The sequence below is a fragment of the Polaribacter batillariae genome, assembly GCF_017498485.1.
GTDB lineage: Bacteria > Bacteroidota > Bacteroidia > Flavobacteriales > Flavobacteriaceae > Polaribacter > Polaribacter batillariae.
The window spans coordinates 248431-266918 of record NZ_CP071795.1; the positions used below are offsets into that span (position 1 = coordinate 248431).

16 protein-coding genes are annotated in these 18488 nt (G+C 29.1%); 7 read left to right on the forward strand and 9 right to left on the reverse strand.

What is annotated here, in order from left to right; genetic code table 11:
- Window positions 1–420 precede the first annotated feature (420 nt).
- Window positions 421–1125: an RluA family pseudouridine synthase gene (locus tag JL193_RS01075; protein WP_207972081.1), complete on the forward strand. Its 705-nt coding sequence runs from the start codon at window positions 421–423 to the stop codon at window positions 1123–1125.
- Window positions 1126–1189: 64 nt separating this feature from the next.
- Here JL193_RS01075 and JL193_RS01080 read toward each other — a convergent pair whose 3' ends face one another.
- From JL193_RS01080 to JL193_RS01095, 4 genes are all read right to left on the reverse strand, one after another.
- Window positions 1190–1375, reverse strand: a complete 186-nt coding sequence (locus JL193_RS01080; protein ID WP_243456801.1) for a CPXCG motif-containing cysteine-rich protein — start codon at window positions 1373–1375, stop codon at window positions 1190–1192.
- A 23-nt stretch (window positions 1376–1398) separates the two neighbouring features.
- Entirely contained in the window at window positions 1399–3384 is a 1986-nt protein-coding gene (locus JL193_RS01085) for an alpha-ketoacid dehydrogenase subunit alpha/beta (RefSeq protein ID WP_207972083.1), read from the reverse strand.
- Between the two features lie 111 nt (window positions 3385–3495).
- Window positions 3496–3975 carry an Lrp/AsnC family transcriptional regulator gene (locus JL193_RS01090; protein ID WP_207972084.1) on the reverse strand — a complete coding sequence of 160 codons (480 nt, stop codon included), beginning with the start codon at window positions 3973–3975 and terminating at the stop codon, window positions 3496–3498.
- 76 nt (window positions 3976–4051) lie between these two features.
- Window positions 4052–5110 carry a M14 family zinc carboxypeptidase gene (locus tag JL193_RS01095; protein ID WP_207972085.1) on the reverse strand — a complete coding sequence of 353 codons (1059 nt, stop codon included), beginning with the start codon at window positions 5108–5110 and terminating at the stop codon, window positions 4052–4054.
- A gap of 349 nt (window positions 5111–5459) precedes the next feature.
- On the opposite strand from JL193_RS01095, the gene JL193_RS01100 reads away from it, so the two are divergent.
- Entirely contained in the window at window positions 5460–5810 is a 351-nt protein-coding gene (locus tag JL193_RS01100) for a helix-turn-helix domain-containing protein (protein ID WP_207972086.1), read from the forward strand.
- Window positions 5811–5905: 95 nt separating this feature from the next.
- On the opposite strand, the gene JL193_RS01105 is transcribed toward JL193_RS01100, so the two are convergent.
- From JL193_RS01105 to JL193_RS01115, 3 genes are all read right to left on the reverse strand, one after another.
- Entirely contained in the window at window positions 5906–8350 is a 2445-nt protein-coding gene (locus JL193_RS01105) for a M1 family metallopeptidase (protein ID WP_207972087.1), read from the reverse strand.
- A 272-nt stretch (window positions 8351–8622) separates the two neighbouring features.
- A complete protein-coding gene (locus JL193_RS01110; protein WP_207972088.1) occupies window positions 8623–8844 on the reverse strand; it encodes a VF530 family protein in 222 nt (73 codons plus the stop codon).
- The gene (locus tag JL193_RS01115) at window positions 8844–10472 is read right to left on the reverse strand and encodes an aminopeptidase P N-terminal domain-containing protein (RefSeq protein ID WP_207972089.1); all 1629 of its coding nucleotides are present in this window, start codon (window positions 10470–10472) and stop codon (window positions 8844–8846) included. Before JL193_RS01115 ends, JL193_RS01110 begins: the two co-directional genes overlap by 1 nt.
- Before the next feature lie 168 nt (window positions 10473–10640).
- Here JL193_RS01115 and JL193_RS01120 point away from each other — a divergent pair, with 168 nt between their 5' ends.
- Complete coding sequence (locus JL193_RS01120) at window positions 10641–12608, forward strand: hypothetical protein (protein WP_207972090.1); 1968 nt, start codon at window positions 10641–10643, stop codon at window positions 12606–12608.
- Here JL193_RS01120 and JL193_RS01125 read toward each other — a convergent pair.
- Window positions 12534–13517 (reverse strand): IS30 family transposase, encoded by a 984-nt coding sequence (locus JL193_RS01125; protein ID WP_207970543.1) that lies wholly within the window; start codon window positions 13515–13517, stop codon window positions 12534–12536. The two genes, JL193_RS01120 and JL193_RS01125, sit on opposite strands and share 75 nt — an antisense overlap.
- Window positions 13518–13651: 134 nt before the next feature.
- Here JL193_RS01125 and JL193_RS01130 point away from each other — a divergent pair, with 134 nt between their 5' ends.
- From JL193_RS01130 to JL193_RS01140, 3 genes are all read left to right on the forward strand, one after another.
- Complete coding sequence (locus tag JL193_RS01130) at window positions 13652–14794, forward strand: hypothetical protein (RefSeq protein WP_207972091.1); 1143 nt, start codon at window positions 13652–13654, stop codon at window positions 14792–14794.
- Between the two features lie 60 nt (window positions 14795–14854).
- Window positions 14855–15940: a glycine cleavage system aminomethyltransferase GcvT gene (gcvT, locus tag JL193_RS01135; protein WP_207972092.1), complete on the forward strand. Its 1086-nt coding sequence runs from the start codon at window positions 14855–14857 to the stop codon at window positions 15938–15940.
- A gap of 80 nt (window positions 15941–16020) precedes the next feature.
- Window positions 16021–16164: a hypothetical protein gene (locus tag JL193_RS01140; protein ID WP_207973519.1), complete on the forward strand. Its 144-nt coding sequence runs from the start codon at window positions 16021–16023 to the stop codon at window positions 16162–16164.
- Here the strand turns inward: JL193_RS01140 and JL193_RS01145 are convergent.
- Window positions 16159–17355 (reverse strand): IS256 family transposase, encoded by a 1197-nt coding sequence (locus JL193_RS01145; RefSeq protein WP_207971612.1) that lies wholly within the window; start codon window positions 17353–17355, stop codon window positions 16159–16161. The two genes, JL193_RS01140 and JL193_RS01145, sit on opposite strands and share 6 nt — an antisense overlap.
- A 78-nt stretch (window positions 17356–17433) precedes the next feature.
- Here JL193_RS01145 and JL193_RS01150 point away from each other — a divergent pair, with 78 nt between their 5' ends.
- Window positions 17434–18408 (forward strand): metal-dependent hydrolase, encoded by a 975-nt coding sequence (locus JL193_RS01150; protein ID WP_207972093.1) that lies wholly within the window; start codon window positions 17434–17436, stop codon window positions 18406–18408.
- Window positions 18409–18488 lie beyond the last annotated feature (80 nt).

The window sequence follows — 18488 nt, forward strand, 5'->3', positions numbered from 1 at the left end:
TATCAAAGTTTATTTAGTATTATTTCTAAAGGTGTTGAGGTATTTTTAAGGTTACCACAACTTATAAAAGCGACTAAAAAACATAATGTTGCTATTCTCATCATAAAATAATTTATTGTTGTTGTACATCTCCTTTACTTCTAGGTATAAATATTACTTCCATTGACTTTGAAACATAGTCAAAATGTTTTTTTATACTCTTGCGTAGAGTGGAAATAGTTACTACTCTCATAAAAATTAAATTTAATTGTACCGTATTTTGTACAAATAAATGTAGAATATTTGCACCAAATTTCCAAATGAGCAGAATTGTGAGCTTATTGCCAACAACTGTTAACACCCTAATTTACAAAATTCACTTTAAAAAACATTTAAATATATCATAAATTAAATGCTATTTTTGAAAACCAAAAACAACCAATGAGTGTACCTATTATTTTTGAAGATAAATACGTCTTATGTGTGAGCAAACCCAATAATATGGTGGTGCATCATGCACATCATTCTAGAAATGTTGCCGAAGAAATGTCGCTTTTACAGTTGATAAAAGATAAAAAAGTACTCAAAGTATATCCAATTCATAGGTTAGATAGAAAAACATCTGGAATTATCTTATTGGCCAAAGAAAAGGAGTATGTTTCTAAGTTTCAAGACTTGTTTACCAATAACGAAATCGAAAAAACGTATTATGGAATGGTTCGTGGTTTTTCTCCCGAATCAAAAAAAATAGATTCTCCTGTAAAAGGTAGAGACGCAAACGTGCATAAAGAAGCGTTAACATATTTAAAAACATTAGAAAAAATTACTTTAAAAATTCCTGTAAAACCTTACGATTCTTCACGTTACAGTTTGGTAGAATTCAAACCAAAAACAGGAAGAATGCACCAATTGAGAGTACATGCCAATAAAATAAGTCATCCTCTAATTGGCGACCCCAAATATGGCGACAAAAATCATAACATCATGTTCGAAAAAAACTTTAATTGTACAAATATGTTTTTACACGCTGGGCAGTTGGAATTTGCGCATCCTTTTTCTTCAGAAAAATTAAACTTAAAAGCAAGTTTTCCTAAAGATTGGCTTCATTTATTTGATAAATTTTCATGGAAAAACCCATTAACTTAAAAATTGCAACACAAATTCGTACAGAAATCACAGAAGTTCTTGAAGAAATAAACTTTGTAACTACTTATTGTTCAATAGATTCAGAATGAAAAGCAATTAATTCTCCAGCCTTAAAAGTTGGAGAAATTTCTATGGGATTGCAACAAACCTCGCAATCTTCGATATAAGTTTGTTTGCAAACACTTGCATCTAAAATCATGGAAATCTCTTCCCAACAGTATGGACATTGAAAAAAATGTTCTTGTTCCACTACCCTATTACTTTTTATTGAAATTAATAATTTAAAAGCGCATCTATAGATTTTTCCAATCGGCTCTTTCCTAAATATTCTTTTTCTAAATCAGGTTGAAAAGGAATTGGCGTTTCTAAACTCGCGACTCTTTTTACGGGTGCATCTAACCACTCAAAACAATTTTCGTTGATTAATGCAGAAATATCACTTGCAATTCCTCCAAAAAGAGAATCTTCTTGAACAATAATTGCTTTCCCTGTTTTTTTTACAGATTTATAAATTGTTGCGACATCTAAAGGTTGCAAGGTTCTTAAATCGATAACATCTGCAGCAATGGTTTTATTTTTTAAAAGGTCTAAAACCCAATGAATTCCTGCACCATAACTAATTATTGTAATATCATTTCCTTCTTGTATAAGTGCAGCTTTACCAATTTCTATAGTAAAATAGTTTTCAGAAACTTCTTCGTAAACAGACCTGTACAAAGCTTTGTGTTCGAAAAACAATACCGGATTTGGGTCGTTTACAGCTTCAATTAACAAGCCTTTTGCATCTTTAGGAAACGCAGGATACACAACTTTTAAACCAGGTGTTTTTGTAAACCAAGCTTCATTTGTTTGGCTATGAAAAGGGCCAGCTCCTACGCCTGCTCCACAAGGCATTCTTACAACTACATCTGCTTTTTCGTTCCATCTGTAATGAGATTTTGCTAATAAATTTACAATCGGGTTAAAACCTGAGGAAACAAAATCTGCAAACTGCATTTCAACCACAGCTTTTATTCCGTTTACAGAGAGGCCGTACCCAGTAGAAACAATGGCAGATTCGCAAATTGGTGTGTTTCTAACGCGTTCTTTTCCGAATTTTTTTACAAATCCGTCTGTAATTTTAAAAACGCCACCATATTCAGCAATGTCTTGCCCCATAATTACCAAATTATCGTATTTTTCCATAGATTGATACAAACCTTCGGAAATAGCATCAATCAAACGAATGTTTTTCTTTTTTGATGATGGAGCGATCGCTTTGTAATCGTGATTTTTATAAACATCATTTAGCTCTGTTGTTGCATTAGAAACAATAGCTTCTTCAGCAAAAGCGGTTGTTAAGCCTTCGTTTATTTGTTGAATAATTTCTTCTTTGTAAGAAACTTCTATTTTTTCAGTTAAAATTTTTTCTTCTTTTAAAAATGCTTGATAATTTTCTAAAGGATCTTTTGCGCTCCAGAAATCTAACAAATCTTGTGGAACATATTTTGTGCCACTGGCTTCTTCATGGCCCCGCATTCGAAATGTTTTAAATTCTAACAAAACAGGACGTGGTTTCTTACGAACACTTTGTGCAATTTCGGTTACTTTCGAATAGACTTCTAAAATATTATTACCATCTATTATGTAGCTTTCCATGCCATATCCTATTCCTTTGTCTGCAATATTTTCGCAATTAAATTGCTCGAAAGTGGGTGTAGATAAGCCATAACCGTTATTTTCTACACAAAATAGTACTGGCAAATTCCAAACAGAAGCTACATTTAAGGCTTCGTGAAAATCGCCTTCACTTGTGCCACCTTCACCTGTAAAAACAGCACAAATTTTGTTATTGTTTTTAAGTTTGTTGGCCAGTGCAATTCCGTCTGCAATGCCTAATTGTGGGCCTAAATGAGAAATCATTCCTACAATTTTGTATTCTTGGGTGCCAAAGTGAAAACTTCGATCTCTACCTTTGGTAAAACCACTCATTTTTCCTTGCCATTGAGCAAATAAACGATGCAAAGGAATTTCTCTTGTTGTAAATACACCTAAATTTCTGTGCATTGGCAAAATATACTCATCATTATACAACGCAGTGGTTACACCTACAGAAATTGCTTCTTGACCGATTCCAGAAAACCATTTCGAAATTTTTCCTTGGCGCAAAAGTATCAACATTTTTTCCTCGATTAAACGAGGTTTTAGCATGTTTTTATACAATTCTAATAATTTTGTTTTATCAATAGAATTTATATTATAGATAATTTTGTTTGCCATAAAATATAGATTTCGTAATTAAAACAAACTTAATGATAAAGAAGTATAATCCATAAAAAAATCTCTATCATTTTACGGATAGAGATTTTTGTTCAATTTTATATAAAAAGCTTATAATTCTTTAAAAATAGCGTGCATCATTCTTTTTTTATCGTTGATGCTTTCTTCTAAAGCAATCATTGTTTCTGTTCTATTTACACCAGGAATATCGTCTATTTGATAAATAATGTCTTTCGCATCGTTTGTTCCTTTGGCTCTTACTTTACAGAAAATATTGTATTTACCAGCAGTTACATAAGCGACTGTTACATTTGGTATGGCTCGTAAATTTTCGATAACACTTTGTGTCATAGAGGTTTTCTCTAAAAAAACACCCACATGAGCAATAAAAGAATAGCCCATTTTTTCGTAGTTAAGTGTTAATGTAGAGCCTTGAATAATACCTTCGTCTTCCATTTTTTTAACACGAACATGAATGGTTCCAGCAGAGACTAATAATTGTTTTGCAATATCCGTAAATGGTGTTCTTGCATTTTCAATTAAAATGTCTAAAATTTGATGATCGATTTCGTCTAAAATAAATTTTTTCATTTTTTATGTATTATTCAATTAATACCACAAATTTATGAATAAAATTTAATTAAACAATAGTATAAATGAGATATATTTAAACTTTTTTGCTTTCGAAAACGATTTCGGAGTGTCCTATTTTAGATTTTAAGTCTTCTTCTTCTATTTTTACCAATTTTGAAACTAATTTATTATTTACAATTTTGTCTTGAAATTGATACGCAACATCGTCTTTGGAATTCGGATACCTATGAATTACATCGTAGAAGATTTTACTGTTATTAGGTATCGAAAAATACTCTTCGTAACTGTTAAAATTGGTTGCAGTTGCGATATGATAAATGCCTTGTAAAATAGAAAAGAAAGTATATTTTCTACTTTCCTCTCTTATATAATCATCAGGAAAATGTCCAGATTCTATTAAAATCGTATTAAAACCTAGTTTTTGAAAATTATCGCCTGTTGCAGTTGGGTAAAACTCGTCTGTATATCTGCCCACACAATTAGGTATTATGTTTTGTAGCACTTTATTCATCGCTACAATTACATTCATTGTTTCTGTTCTTCCTTTTGTAATGGCTCTCGTTTCTTCTTCTGAAGGAGCTAAAAAAGATATTGTAGCCGTATTTTTGGTGCCTTCTACATTAAAAATAGTTCTTTGGTCGTGTAAATTGAAACAAAATTGTGGATTAAACTCCTCTAAAACTTTACGTAACAGCTTACTTTCTTTCGCTTTTTTATCTACTGCATCTCTATTTAAATCGATATTATTGGCATTTACTCGTGTGTAAGCCTGCGAACCGTCTGGATTTAACATTGGAATAAAAACCAATGTGCATTCTTTTAAAATGGTTAACAACTCTTCTTGTTTGTTGTTTAAAAAACAATTAAACAAATCGAACAATGCTTTGGTTCCTGTACTTTCGTTTCCGTGCATTTGCGACCATAAAAGAATTTTTCTAGAACCTGTTCCTATTTTTAATTGTTGAATGGGCCTGTTTTCTTCTGATGTTCCAATTTGTGTAACTTCGAAAATTGCTTGGTGTTTTTTAAATAAATTTTCGATGTCTTTATATGTAATCCATTTTCCTGAAAGTGTATTTTCTTTTTCTTTCTGATAAATAGATTTTAAAAATTCGGTGGTTAATATCTTCATAATATAAGAACAAAATTACTTGGTAAAAGTACAGCATATACAATTGGTATCAAACTAAAATGTTACAATTGTAAATTGTAAACATGTTACAAATGTAAATCCTGTTTTTGATAAGCCTTGTTACTTTTGTAAACAATTGTTTTTTAGGCGTGTTACAAAACACAATCCACTTAACTGATAACATCAATATAATTTATAATTATTATTTAATTTACTGTTTTTTAGATGAATATATAAGTTAATTAAAGTTTTTAATCAATAAAAAATCACGGGTTATATGAAGAAATAAAACTTTAACATTGTAGTTATACATAGTTGTTTTACATTTGTAATATAACAAAGAGTTACAATGATAAACAGTGTTGAGTTTACTGAAAGATTAAAAAAAGTGATGGAACACCACCAATTATCGGCCTCTACTTTTGCAGATAAAGTGGGTGTGCAACGTTCTAGTATTTCACATATTTTGTCGGGAAGAAATAAACCTAGTCTAGATTTTATTTTAAAAGTAACTTCCGAATTTTCGGATGTAGATATTCATTGGTTACTAAATGGAAAAGGAAATTATCCTAAAATTAGAAATTCGGGTACTACTCCACCTTCATCGTTATTTGAAGATTCGAATACTGTTTCAGGAAAAAAAATTCAAAGAATTGTTGTTTTTTACGATGATGGAACTTTTGATGAGTATCAAAAATAAATTATAAAACGATTGCTGGTTATCATTCTCTAACAATGCCAATAAAAGGCAGAACACAAGAGAAAAATGAAAAGTTTAGTTTTTTTTAGAATTATTTACTCTAACAACTTAGACATGGCTTCTTTTATAATGGCAACATGTTTTATTTTATTAGAATTTGTAGATTTTTCTTGGTCTTTTACCATAGTTCTCATTAAGTTGATAACAACCTTATCGAAATTAAAACTTTTGTATTGTTTTCCTTTCACAACCATATCTGAAACTAAATTTTGAATTGCCTCTGTATCGTTACTCTTTGAAATCTTTTTAAAAGCCTTTTGGTACAAAGCTTTTGTGGTGTCGTCTCCAAATAAAAACATTCCAGAAACTACACTTTTTGCAATAAATGGTAGCTCAGCATCGTCATTAGATTCAATAAATATTTGTGTTAGTGGGGTTGCTAAAATTTTACGTACTTCGTCTGGCAATTCTTTCGATTTTTTAATCGCCAAAGGTTTGTCTATATAATACATGGCCACCAACGCTTTTCCTAAAACTGCATACGATTTGCTTTCCAATGCATTTGCAAAAATAGGTTTCATTTCTGGGTCTATTAATTTGCCTAAAGTTTCTATTGCACTTGCCTGAACCAAAGTTTTGTTATCTGTAGTTGCTATTTGTTTTATTTTTTCTATCGCATTTCTTTTTGAAGATTTGTTAATTAAATCTACTTTTTCTAAAGCTAAAATTCTTATTTTGTAAGCAGTATCGTCCATTGCTTCAACAACAGCATTAAAAGCATCTTTTTCTTCCTGTTTTTTCGCTATTTCTAATAAGGCTTCTCTTCTATGTGCATATAATTGGGCATTTTTTAATTGAAAAATATAATCGCTTAATACTTTATTTTCGTTGATTTCGCATAATAAAACACCATCTGCATTTACTTGAATAAATGTAGGTTGTTTGTTAAATGGAAAAATAAAGGAAGCATCGTTTTCTTCGACAAAAACACGATGTCTTGTTCTTTTTTTTCCTTCAAAAATATCTATTGTAAAAGGAAATTGAAATGTTGTTGCTTGATGCTGAAGAATGTTTACAGTTACGGTTTTTCGTATTGTATTGTAGTCGTAAGAAACTTCGATATTTGGGTGCCCTTTTCCAAAAAACCATTGATTAAAAAACCAGTTTAAATCTTTTCCTGTAATTTCTTCAAAAATTAAACGCAATTGATGTGCTTCTGCAGTTTGGTATTTGTATTTTTTTAAATAGGCTTTTAAACTGGCAAAAAAAGCTTCGTCTCCAACATAATTTCGCAACATGTGTAAAATAGCGCCACCTTTATTGTAACTTACTAAATCGAACATGTCTTCTTTATCGTCGTAATTGTAACGAATTAAACTTTTATCTTCATTTTGGCCTTCTAAATACAATTTTTCATTTTCGAATTGATACATTTCTACATCATCTTTTCCGTATTTATATTCTCTCCAAAGATATTCGCTATAATTCGCAAAAGACTCATTTAAAGCTAAATTACTCCAACTCTCTGAAGTTACTAAATTGCCAAACCAATGATGAAATAATTCGTGAGCAATTGTATTTTCATGTGTATTTTCGTCTATTAATTGTCCTGTAGTTTGGTACGCTTGTTCTCCGTGAACTACAGCTGTGGTGTTTTCCATGGCTCCAGAAACATAATCTCTTACAACAATTTGACTGTATTTGCTCCAAGGAAATTCTACGCCTAATTTATCTGAAAAAAACTGCATCATCTCTGGTGTGTTTCCAAAAATTTCTTTCGCAAAAGGGGCATATTCTTTTTCTACATAATAATTTACTGGAATGTTTTTATACGTGTCTTCTATCACTTCAAACTCGCCAACACCAAGGAAAAATAAATATGGAGCATGTTTTTTATCGAATTTCCAATAATCTGTTCTGTAATTTCCGTTTGTAGTTTTACTAATTAACAAACCAATAGAAAGTGTTTTGTATTTATTAGGAACCGTAATATAAATTTCTTGTGATGTTTTTTGATTGGGTGCATCAATCGTTGGAAACCAACAGCTACTTCCTTCGGTTTCTCCTTGGGTCCAAACCTGTGTTGGTTTGTTTCGATCAATTCCATTTGCATTGATAAAATACAAACCTTTAGAAGCAGAAATAATATTTGTAACTTTATCTTTTACCTTTTCTGGACGTGCTGTATATTGAATGTAAACGGTAAATTCTTCGTCTTTTGTATAGGTTTTTGGCAAATTTATTTCTAATTGAAAATCGTCGTTTGTAAAGTTTAGTTTTTGATTGTTAAGAGTTACCTGTTTAACAACCATTGCTTTGGCGTCTAAAACAAGTTTGTTTGTGTTGTAAAAGTGTGGTTTTAGAGTTAGCCATGCTTCTCCATTGAGTTCTTTTTTATCGAAATTAAGAGCTACTTTTAATTTTGTATGTACTAAATCGTGTATTTTCTCTCTTTCTGCTTTATAATTAATAGAATTCTGAGCAAAACTAAAACTAATAATAAATAGAAAAATATAAACAAGGGGTTTGCGAATCTTCATAAAAATAATTTACTTCTGTAAAAAATCAAAAATAGTAAATAAAGGCAATTTTGTTGTTAATGAGCAGTTAATATTTGTTTTAGAGAATTAAATTAAAAAAATATTAATACCAGATTTTAACAGATGGGTTCGCAAAATAAAAACATGTATTCGATATAAGTTAGAAAGACAAATTGTAATAGCCTATTTACTAAAAGCAAGCAAACAGGTTTGGCACTTTCTTGATTTTTTTTAAAAATATAGTGAAAATTCAAAAATAAATTCGAAAAAAATTATTTGAGCATGTTTTTTTCGTAAAACTTTTCTACTTTTTCTCTTGCCCAGGGCGTGGTTCTTAAAAATTTTAAACTCGATTTATAAGTTGGGTTGTTTTTAAAAGCATTGATATTTAAAAGCTTACCAAGCTCTTCCCAGCCATATTCTTTAAAAAGTTGCTCTAAAATTGTCGCCAATTTTATTCCGTGCATTGGATTATTGGGTTGTTCTTTGCTCATTATTTATCTAAATTTGGTAAAATAAAGTTGTCTAAAACAGACTTTTTAGCCATCATTTTTTCGATTTCTTCTGCTTTTCTTGGCGCTTCTGCAGATAAATTTACAGGGCCGTTTTTGGTAATTAAAATATCGTCTTCGATTCTAACTGCAATTCCCCAATATTTTTTATCGCAATTACTGCCTTCTGGAATGTAAATTCCTGGTTCTACAGTAATTACAGAATTTTCTTTAAAATTACCATACGTTCCTGCATCATGTACATCTAAACCTAAATAGTGCGAAACGCCATGTGGTAAATAATTATGATTTTCATCTACAGATTTTAAGATGCCTAATTTTACCAAACCCTCGTTAATAACCTTTCTACAAGCTACGTTTGGCGCACCAAAACTGTTGCCAACTTTACTTTCGGCAATACCAGCTTCTTGTGCTTTATAAACAATATCGTAAATTTCTTTTTGTTCTTTTGTAAATTTTCCTGATGCAGGTATGGTACGTGTAACATCTGCTGTGTAGCCTCTATACTCTGCCCCTAGATCCATTAAAACCAAATCGTTACCAACTTTTGTTTTGTTGTTTTCTATATAATGTAAAATGCAGCCATTGTTTCCTGCACCAACAATAGATGGATAACCTTCGTATTCTGCTCCGTATTTTTTGTACACAAATTCGTGAATTCCTTGCAATTCGGTTTCAGACATGTGTGGTTTCATTGCTTTCATCACTTCAATTTGCCCTATGGCAGAAATACGAACAGCTTTGGTTAATAATTTGAGTTCTTCAGGAGTTTTTATTTCTCTTAATGTTGCTAAGTTTTTTGATAAAAAATGGATATCTATATTCGTTTTCGCTTCTAATTTTAAAGAAATTTTCTTTTGTAAATCTTTCTTTAAAATATCGTCTGTAGCATTTTTGTATTTCATTAAATCGTCGTCGTTTTTTAACGAAGAATCGTAAGCAATTGCTCTACCTATAATTTGTGCAACATTGGCGCTATTTTCTATGGGTGTAGATTTTATCAACTCGTAAATTTGTTTTTTTATTGGAGATAAAAAATTCTTTGGGTTGTAACCAGACTTCTCTTTAAAAGCAACCACTAAATCGTAAATTTCTCCTTTATTTCTTTCTGAATTTCTATAATCGTCGTTAAATTTTTCAATAAAAACTCGGTCGAATTGTTTAAAATTAATTGCAGATTCCGAAAAATCTTCGGAATTTTTTGCCATTGAAAAGCCCAATTCTTTTTTAGCACCTTCTACTCCTAGTCGTTTTCCATTCCATTGTTCTGTTTGTTTGTCTTTTTTCTGAACATATAAAATCTCGTTATATGCATTTCCGTTTTTATCTGTTTGATTCTCAGAAAACAACACCAAAACTCCATTGGGTTCTCTATACCCTGTTAGGTAATAAAAATTTGGGTCTTGATGAAACACATAATCTACATCGTTAGCTCTATTTCTAGTAGGATTTGCAAATACTACAGCAACAGAATTTGCCGGCATTTTGGCTCTTAAAGCTTCCCTTCTACTTTTATGAAATTCCGCAGATAAATAGTCTGTAGGTGTTTGTGAGAATCCGTTGAAAGTAAATATGATTAAAAAGAGCACTAAAAATCTAAAATTCTTCATACTAAAACGATTAACAGTTGTTTTTTTCAAATGTAATATTAATTCTTTTTTTTGGGATTTTATTTAACAAATAATTAAGGTAAGAATTTACCTAATTCTAGGTAGTCATTTTAAATATAAAATCTTTATTTTTAAGGGACTAACCAAAACCTAACTCTTATGAAAACGATGAAAACATTTATATTATTTATTTTTCTGTCTATTTTTTTTAGAATTAACGCTCAGGAATCTGTACCAACTTTGTCTGCAGGCTCTGGAACTGTTGCTTTTAATAAGGGAACTCTTGACACAGAATTAATTACCAAAATTATTGCTGAAAAACAAAAAGAAATTGTTCTGGAAGGAATAAAAAGAATGATTTTTAAAGCCATTGGAAACTCTCAATTAGACGATTACTCACAATTTTATATTGAAAGGATTACAGAAATACTTTTCCAAGAAAAAAACCATAAGGTAATGACGAAAAGAATTTTAGAAGAAAGTACAAATTATCTTTTCGTCTTAGGCGTTACAAAATTAGTTTTAAATTCGAAAAATGATGAATTTATTGCTATTCTGTCCAATTATAATAAAGCTTATTTTGATGAAGAAATTAGTAATATCAATAATTTAGAGTTAAGAAACAAAATCATTAAAACAACATTAACTATATGTTCAGAAATTCCTGCAGTTAAGGAATTGGGACTTTTAAATAACTTTAATTATTACGAATTAGGGAATAGCTCTAACAACAAAGTGTATTCGTCTGAAATTGTAAAAGAAATTTTAAATTATAAAGATATAGATGTAAAAAACACCTATAAAAAATTAGAAAGATTAAAAGATTCATCCATTTTTAAAGAAGTATTCGAAATAAAGAAAAAAATATTAAATATTGAAAACTATAAAAATGATGAGAAAAAAGCTAAAAAAAGGAAAGAATTAAATCAAAAATTAAATGAAGCTACTATTGCATTAATAAAAAAAATAGATGAAAAAGAAAAAATAAAACTAACAGGAACTAATGAGAGAAAAATTTTTAGACTTCTACTAGATAATGTAAACACTAAAAAAGAAAATAATGAATATATTTTTAAATTTATAGAAACATTAAAAATTAATAGTAAACACTATGAAAGCTTTAAAACAATTAAAGATTTTATTTCTAAAATAATAGGAAAAAGTAGTATTATAAAAGATATATTAAATGAAAGTGGAATTGATTTTAAAGATGGAGCGTTTAGTAAAACTCTGGAAGATTATAAAAGTATTTTTAAAACTTATTCTACCAAAGATTTAATTTTTGATAAGAAAGATGCTTCCAAAGAAAAAAATTACTATGCTTACTTTTTTAACCAAGTAAGTATTTATATTGATAATATTAAACAAACTTCAGAAAATCTACAAAATACTTTAAATAATATTGATACTTTAAACAGTATAATTAACAAAATTAAACAAACTGATGAAAATGTATTTATTGATATAAATGATGTTTTTGTCCAAAATAATGATGGTAATTATAAAATTAAAGACTCTATAAAATTTAATAATTTAGTAGAAAGTAAATTATGGAGTATAAATAGTTTTATAGATAATAATAATTTGATAACTCCTCAAGAATATAAAAATATTATTGATTTACAGAAACAGTACTTTGAAAACGAGGAAAAATACTTAGAGGTAAATAAAAATTTATTTTTATTTACCTCTAAATTAAATAATTCAGAAATACCAAATTATTTTAAAGAAAAAATTAAAAATTCATCTAATTTAAAAAAAGAAAGTCTGTTAGAAGATTCTAAAGTCTTTAAACAAATTTTAGGAAATTTTAAATCAAAGAATGATAGCTTAGTTAATTCAATTAATTCAAATTTATTAGAACCAATTAAAAAGAATTATAAATTTTTAAGAAACTATTATAAAATAACAAAGTTTTATAATGAGAAAATAAAAATTAATAAAAATTCTATAATTGAAAACAAAAAAGATAATGACCCAGAAAAAAACTCAATGGATGTTATTCTATATAATTTTTTATCAGAAAATGGATCTAAAAATATAGGTAAAGAAATCGTAGATTCAAGTACCAAGTGCAAGTTTTTGATTTTGGTTAATAAATTGATAAAAAACCTCTTTAGGGGTTCTGTATCCTAACTTTTTTCTTGGTCTATTATTGAGTTTGTTTACCGTTTCAAAAATATCCTTTTGTTTGACATTATCCAAGTGTTCATTTTTTGGGAAATATTGTCTGATAAGTTTGTTCGTATACTCGTTAAGTCCACGTTCCCAAGAGCTATAAGGGTGAGCAAAATAGACATCACAATTTAATTTTTCTGCTATTTTTTTATGTCCTGCAAACTCTTTTCCATTATCATTGGTAATTGTTCGAACCCATTTTTTATGTGGTGCTAAAGTGTTTATAGTCATTTTTGTAATCATATCTGCTTTTTTTCCTGTCACATTTTCAATCCATAAAAAACTAGAATAGCGATCTACAATGGTTAATAAAGCTCCTTTATGGTCTTTTCCTATAATTAAATCAGATTCTAAATCACCTACTCTTTCTTTGAGTTCTACAATTTTTGGACGTTTTTCTATAGACACTTTATCGGGTATTTGTCCTCTATTGGATTTACTTCCATACCTTTTTTTATATTTTTTTTGACCTGTTCGTAGTTCTTTATAAAGCAATCCTCCTTGTCTTTTATCTTGCCAAACATATTGGTAAATTCGCTCGTGAGAGACCATCTGTATTGCTTTAAGTTTACACCAACCAACTATCTGTTCTGGAGACCATTGAAATTTAATCATTTTTTCTTTGATTATTTTTTTCATTTCCGTTGAAAAAATAGTCTTATAATGGCCTTCTTTTTTACGCTCATCAGCTAATTTTTGTGCGTGTTTAGCACTATAAGTCCTAGGTTTTGAGTTCCTTTTCAATTCTCTATAAAAAGTACTTTCATTAATACAAAGTGATTTAATAATCTCTTTTTTACTAATTTTTGCCTTAAGCATTAATTCTATTGAGTACCTTTGTTCGAAAGTTAATTGTTTGTAGTTCATATCACAAATCTTTGACTTTTTTTGGACTTTTCCTAACGGGGTAAAACCCGTAGGAAAATCCTATCAAAAACTTGCACTAGCATTTGAATCTAGGAATTAAAAAGAGTCAACTGTTTATTTTTTTTAATGAAAATATGTCAAAATTAAAAAAATTAGAAGATGTAAAATTAAATACTATTAAATCAAAATTTGAAAAATTAAATCAAATATCAACAGAATTACAAAGTAAAATTATCGTAAATGGTTTTTCGAAAACAGGTAATCACGGATTATTCCATTTAATAAGGAATAAGATTAAAGAAGACATATTTGAATTAGATAGCCTGCAAAACTATTCAGAATCAGAATTGAAAACCTTAAAAACTTTAAATAGCTTTTTTTTAGATAAAAATTTAGATAAGAGATTAGATAATTTAGATGTTTTAAAAGTATTTAATGGAAATTTTATGTCAGATTTATTAATTCTTAAATATAAAGTTAAAAATCCTGAACAAATTAGCAAATTAATTTCAAGTATTGAGTTTTCCATAACAAATTTAGTGTCAAAAAAAATAGTTGAGACTGAGAATATTTTAAAAAATATTCCAAACATAGACAAAATCCAAAATTTCCTCAAATTCATTGGAAATATTAAAGAATTAGGTAATGCAGAAACATTTGAGTTCCTATTAAAAACAATGAATGATTATGAGTTTTTATTTAGAAATGCCAACGGAAAAAAGAAAATTATTCCAGATTTAATAAATTCATTAAGAGAATATGCAATAATAGATATTGAAAAAAATTCTATAGAAATAGATGTGGCTTCTGTCTTAACAAGGCTTTTAGAAAAACATCAATTAAATAGAAATACAAGTTTTTATGCTACTGTTGGTTTAAATCAGTATTGGACAAATACACCCCTTAAAGACTCTGAAAATAAGGATTATGATGAATTTAGTGCTGCCTCAGAGAAAATTGGAGTAAAATTTAAATTATGGAACTTTGATAGAAGATATTATAATGAAGAAAAGTTGATACATGATATTAAAAAGAAGTCTTTGGTTTCAGACATTTATGCAATGCCTTATTTTTCAGGAATTTTATATAAGATAGCAAATACTTCTGGTAAAAATTATGATAGTGTAAACTTTGGAGTTGCTTTTGGTTTAACTTTTTTTAATTCCTTAGATTTAAATTTTAGCTATTCAATTCCAATGGAAGGAAAAGTTTTTAAAAATAGTCTATTAGGTATTTCCTTCGACATTCCATTATCAGAATACCTAAAAAGATTATAAGATTTTAATTTATTTTAAAGATTTTTCAATAATTTAGCTGAAAATTTAAGAAATATATCAATGAAAAATATTGCATTACACTCTATACACAAAAGTTTGGGAGCAAAAATGGTTCCTTTTGCCGGTTTTAACATGCCTGTTCAGTACGAAGGCGTTACAGCAGAACATTTAACAGTAAGAGAATCTGTGGGGGTTTTTGATGTAAGTCATATGGGAGAATTTTTAGTTAGCGGAGAAAATGCTTTGTCTTTAATACAAAAAGTAACTTCTAATGATGCTTCTAAATTAGAAATTGGTGATGCACAATATAGCTGTTTTCCAAATACCGAAAATGGTATTGTAGATGATTTAATTTGCTATAGAGTTAAAGAAAACACTTATTTATTAGTCGTAAATGCTTCTAATATCGAAAAAGATTGGAACTGGATTTCTTCTTACAATAAAGAATTTAATGCCGATTTAAAAGATTTATCCGAAGATTATTCATTATTAGCAATTCAGGGCCCAAAAGCAATCGATGCTATGCAACCTTTGTCTTCTTTAGATTTAGCAGAGATTCCTTTTTACAAATTTAAAGTAGGCGATTTTGCAGGAATCGAAAGCGTAATTATTTCTGCAACTGGTTATACTGGTTCTGGCGGATTCGAGATTTATTGTAAAAATTCTGAAGTAGAACAAATTTGGAACAAAGTTTTTGAAGCTGGTGCAGATTATGGAATTAAACCAATTGGTTTGGCTGCAAGAGATACATTACGTTTAGAAATGGGCTATTGTTTGTATGGCAATGATATTGATGATACAACTTCGCCGATTGAAGCTGGCTTAGGTTGGATTACTAAGTTTACCAAAGATTTTGTAAACCATGAAGCTTTGGCTAAAGAGAAAGCACAAAAACCAAAAAGACGTTTGGTAGCTTTTGAACTAGACGAAAAAGGAATTCCAAGACATGGGTATGATATTGTAGATGGCAATGGAAATGTAATTGGAAACGTTACTTCTGGAACCATGAGCCCTTGTTTGCAAAAAGGAATTGGATTGGGTTATGTACCAACAATTTTTGCAAAATCGGGCACACAAATACACATTCAGGTTCGTAAAAAAGCGATTCCAGCAACCATAGTAAAGTTGCCTTTTTATAAAGGATAAAAACTATAAAAACTCAAAAACAGATTATATATTTTTATGTAATCTGTTTTTTTTTGAATAAAATTTTAATTTACAATTCGTTGGATTCGTTTACTCAAATCGTTTTAGGAGCTGCAGTTGGTGAGGCTGTTTTAGGAAGAAAGATTGGCAATAAAGCCATGTTATATGGGACACTTTCCCGCAAAGTGTGTAAGTTAAAAATTACAGGATTAAATTTTTCATAGTTTAATCCTGTTTTCAAATATAGCCAAAAATTGGTTAAGAATGATACCCCAATTTCTAATAGGCAATGTCCATTTTTTTGTTGATTCTCTCAAAGCTAAAAATACGGATTTAATTACAGCATCATCTGTTGGATATGAGAGTTTGTTTTTAGTGTATTTTCTAATTTTCCCATTTAAGTTTTCTATCAAATTTGTGGTATAAATAATGGTTCTGATTTCTAATGGGAAATCGAAGAAAACAGTGAGTTCATCCCAATTGTTTTCCCATGATTTAATGGCATAAGAATATTTGGATTCCCATTTTTCTTTAAAGTCTTCTAAGGCTGCTTTTGCTGCTTCTTTTGTAGGAGCTGTATAGATTTGCTTCATATCTCTTGTAAAGGCTTTTTTATCTTTCCAGACTACATATTTACAAGAGTTTCTGATTTGATGAACCACACATATTTGTGTTACTGAATTGGGAAAAATAGTTTTAATGGTGTCTGTAAATCCGTTTAAATTATCAGTTGCTGTAATTAAAATGTCTTGTGTTCCTCTGGCTTTTATGTCGGTTAAAACGCTCATCCAAAAAGAGGAAGATTCGTTTTTTCCTAACCAAAGTCCTAAAACTTCTTTTTTACCATCTACTCTAAGACCAACAGCAATGTAAATTGTTTTATTGATGACTTTGGAGTTTTCACGAACCTTAAAAACGATGCCATCCATCCATACAATCAGATAAGTAGCTTCTAAAGGTCTATTTTTCCAAGCAATAATGTCAGCTGTAATTTTATCTGTGATTCTAGAAATGGCTGAACTAGAGATGTTAAAATTATACAATTCCCGTATTTGTTCTTCAATATCTGTAGTACTCATTCCTTTGGCATATAAAGAAATAATCAGGTTTTCAACTCCATCTGCAGTACTTTCTCGCTTTTTAATAAGCATTGGATTGAAAGTAGCATCGCGATCTCTTGGAACTTTTATTTTAGTTTCTCCTAAATGCGTCTTTATTGTTTTGGTTCCATAGCCATTTCGTGAATTAGGATTGTTGCTTTTTTGATGCTTATCGTAATCTAAATGTGCATCTAATTCGCCTTCTAAAATCTTTTCTACACCACGTTTGTGCAGTTGTTCTATAAAACTGGTTAGTTCTGAACCTGTTTTAAATTGTTTTAAAAATTCTTCGTTTAATAAATCTTCTGGTTTCATAATAAAAGTGTGTTTATAAATTTAGTGATTATTTAATCGTAAAGTTATTTTCGAAATTTTTCCTCATGGAGCAATTTAATGATTGCTCTAGAAAAATTTCAGAATAACTTTACTTACACACTTTTTGGTTTAGTACCTTATATAGCGATTGCTGGTACAATTCCAGATTTAGATGTTATAACCTCTTACTTTACAGATACTGTAACAGCTTTAGAAATTCATAGAGGTTTTACACACTCTATTTTATTTTCTGTACTTTTTGCTCCTATTTTTGCTTTTATAGTTACAAAATACGAAAGCTATAAAAACTTTAAAAATTGGAGTCTTTTATTCTTTTTAGCATTTATAACTCATCCTATTTTAGACGCACAAACCACTTGGGGAACACAATTATTTTGGCCTTTAGACGTACGACTGGCATTTAAAAATGTATTTGTGATTGATCCTTTATACACCATTCCGTTTTTAGTTTTTCTAATTTTAGCACTGCTTCAAAAAAAAGAATCAAAAAAAAGACGCTTTTATAATCATTTAGGGTTAATTATTAGTACCTCTTACCTAGCACTTACCTTATTGTTAAAATATATTTCTTACCAAAAATTCGCAGAAGAACTCTTTTCTAAAAATATTAATTATAAAGCTTTAAAAACAAAACCTACTCCACTAAATACTATTTTGTGGAGCGCAAATGTAGAAACTAACGATGCTTTTTTAATTGGATACTCTTCATTTTTTGATAAAAATCCAATTCATTTTTCAAAATACCCGAAAAACCATCATTTGTTAGCTGAGTTAAAAAATCATTCTAAAACAAAAAGAATGATTGCAATTACCAAAGGTTGGTTTACCATTAATAAAATAAATAACACGCTGTATTTTAACGACTTACGTTTTGGTACATTAAGTATAAAACCAAATGCGACCAACTTTGTTTTTAAATATAAAATTAAAGTTGATAAAAATGGAACTCCTTTTTTTATTGAAGAACCCAAAGAAAAAAGTGATGGAAAAAAATTAGTATTAGATTTATGGGAAAGAATCAAAGGAAAATAAAGTTTTTTTTAACGACTAATTTATTGAATTAATATTTTAAGTATTAGAGGTAATTATAAATGAAGATTTATAGTTTCTTT

Bases quoted from the DNA above. Each gene is read 5' to 3' on its own strand.
- JL193_RS01075 (WP_207972081.1), top strand. From the start codon at position 421: ATGAGTGTACCTATTATTTTTGAAGATAAATACGTCTTATGTGTGAGC.
- JL193_RS01085 (WP_207972083.1), bottom strand. From the start codon at position 3,384: ATGGCAAACAAAATTATCTATAATATAAATTCTATTGATAAAACAAAA.
- JL193_RS01090 (WP_207972084.1), bottom strand. From the start codon at position 3,975: ATGAAAAAATTTATTTTAGACGAAATCGATCATCAAATTTTAGACATT.
- JL193_RS01095 (WP_207972085.1), bottom strand. From the start codon at position 5,110: ATGAAGATATTAACCACCGAATTTTTAAAATCTATTTATCAGAAAGAA.
- JL193_RS01100 (WP_207972086.1), top strand. From the start codon at position 5,460: ATGATAAACAGTGTTGAGTTTACTGAAAGATTAAAAAAAGTGATGGAA.
- JL193_RS01105 (WP_207972087.1), bottom strand. From the start codon at position 8,350: ATGAAGATTCGCAAACCCCTTGTTTATATTTTTCTATTTATTATTAGT.
- JL193_RS01110 (WP_207972088.1), bottom strand. From the start codon at position 8,844: ATGAGCAAAGAACAACCCAATAATCCAATGCACGGAATAAAATTGGCG.
- JL193_RS01115 (WP_207972089.1), bottom strand. From the start codon at position 10,472: ATGAAGAATTTTAGATTTTTAGTGCTCTTTTTAATCATATTTACTTTC.
- JL193_RS01120 (WP_207972090.1), top strand. From the start codon at position 10,641: ATGAAAACATTTATATTATTTATTTTTCTGTCTATTTTTTTTAGAATT.
- JL193_RS01125 (WP_207970543.1), bottom strand. From the start codon at position 13,517: ATGAACTACAAACAATTAACTTTCGAACAAAGGTACTCAATAGAATTA.
- JL193_RS01130 (WP_207972091.1), top strand. From the start codon at position 13,652: ATGTCAAAATTAAAAAAATTAGAAGATGTAAAATTAAATACTATTAAA.
- gcvT (WP_207972092.1), top strand. From the start codon at position 14,855: ATGAAAAATATTGCATTACACTCTATACACAAAAGTTTGGGAGCAAAA.
- JL193_RS01145 (WP_207971612.1), bottom strand. From the start codon at position 17,355: ATGAAACCAGAAGATTTATTAAACGAAGAATTTTTAAAACAATTTAAA.
- JL193_RS01150 (WP_207972093.1), top strand. From the start codon at position 17,434: ATGATTGCTCTAGAAAAATTTCAGAATAACTTTACTTACACACTTTTT.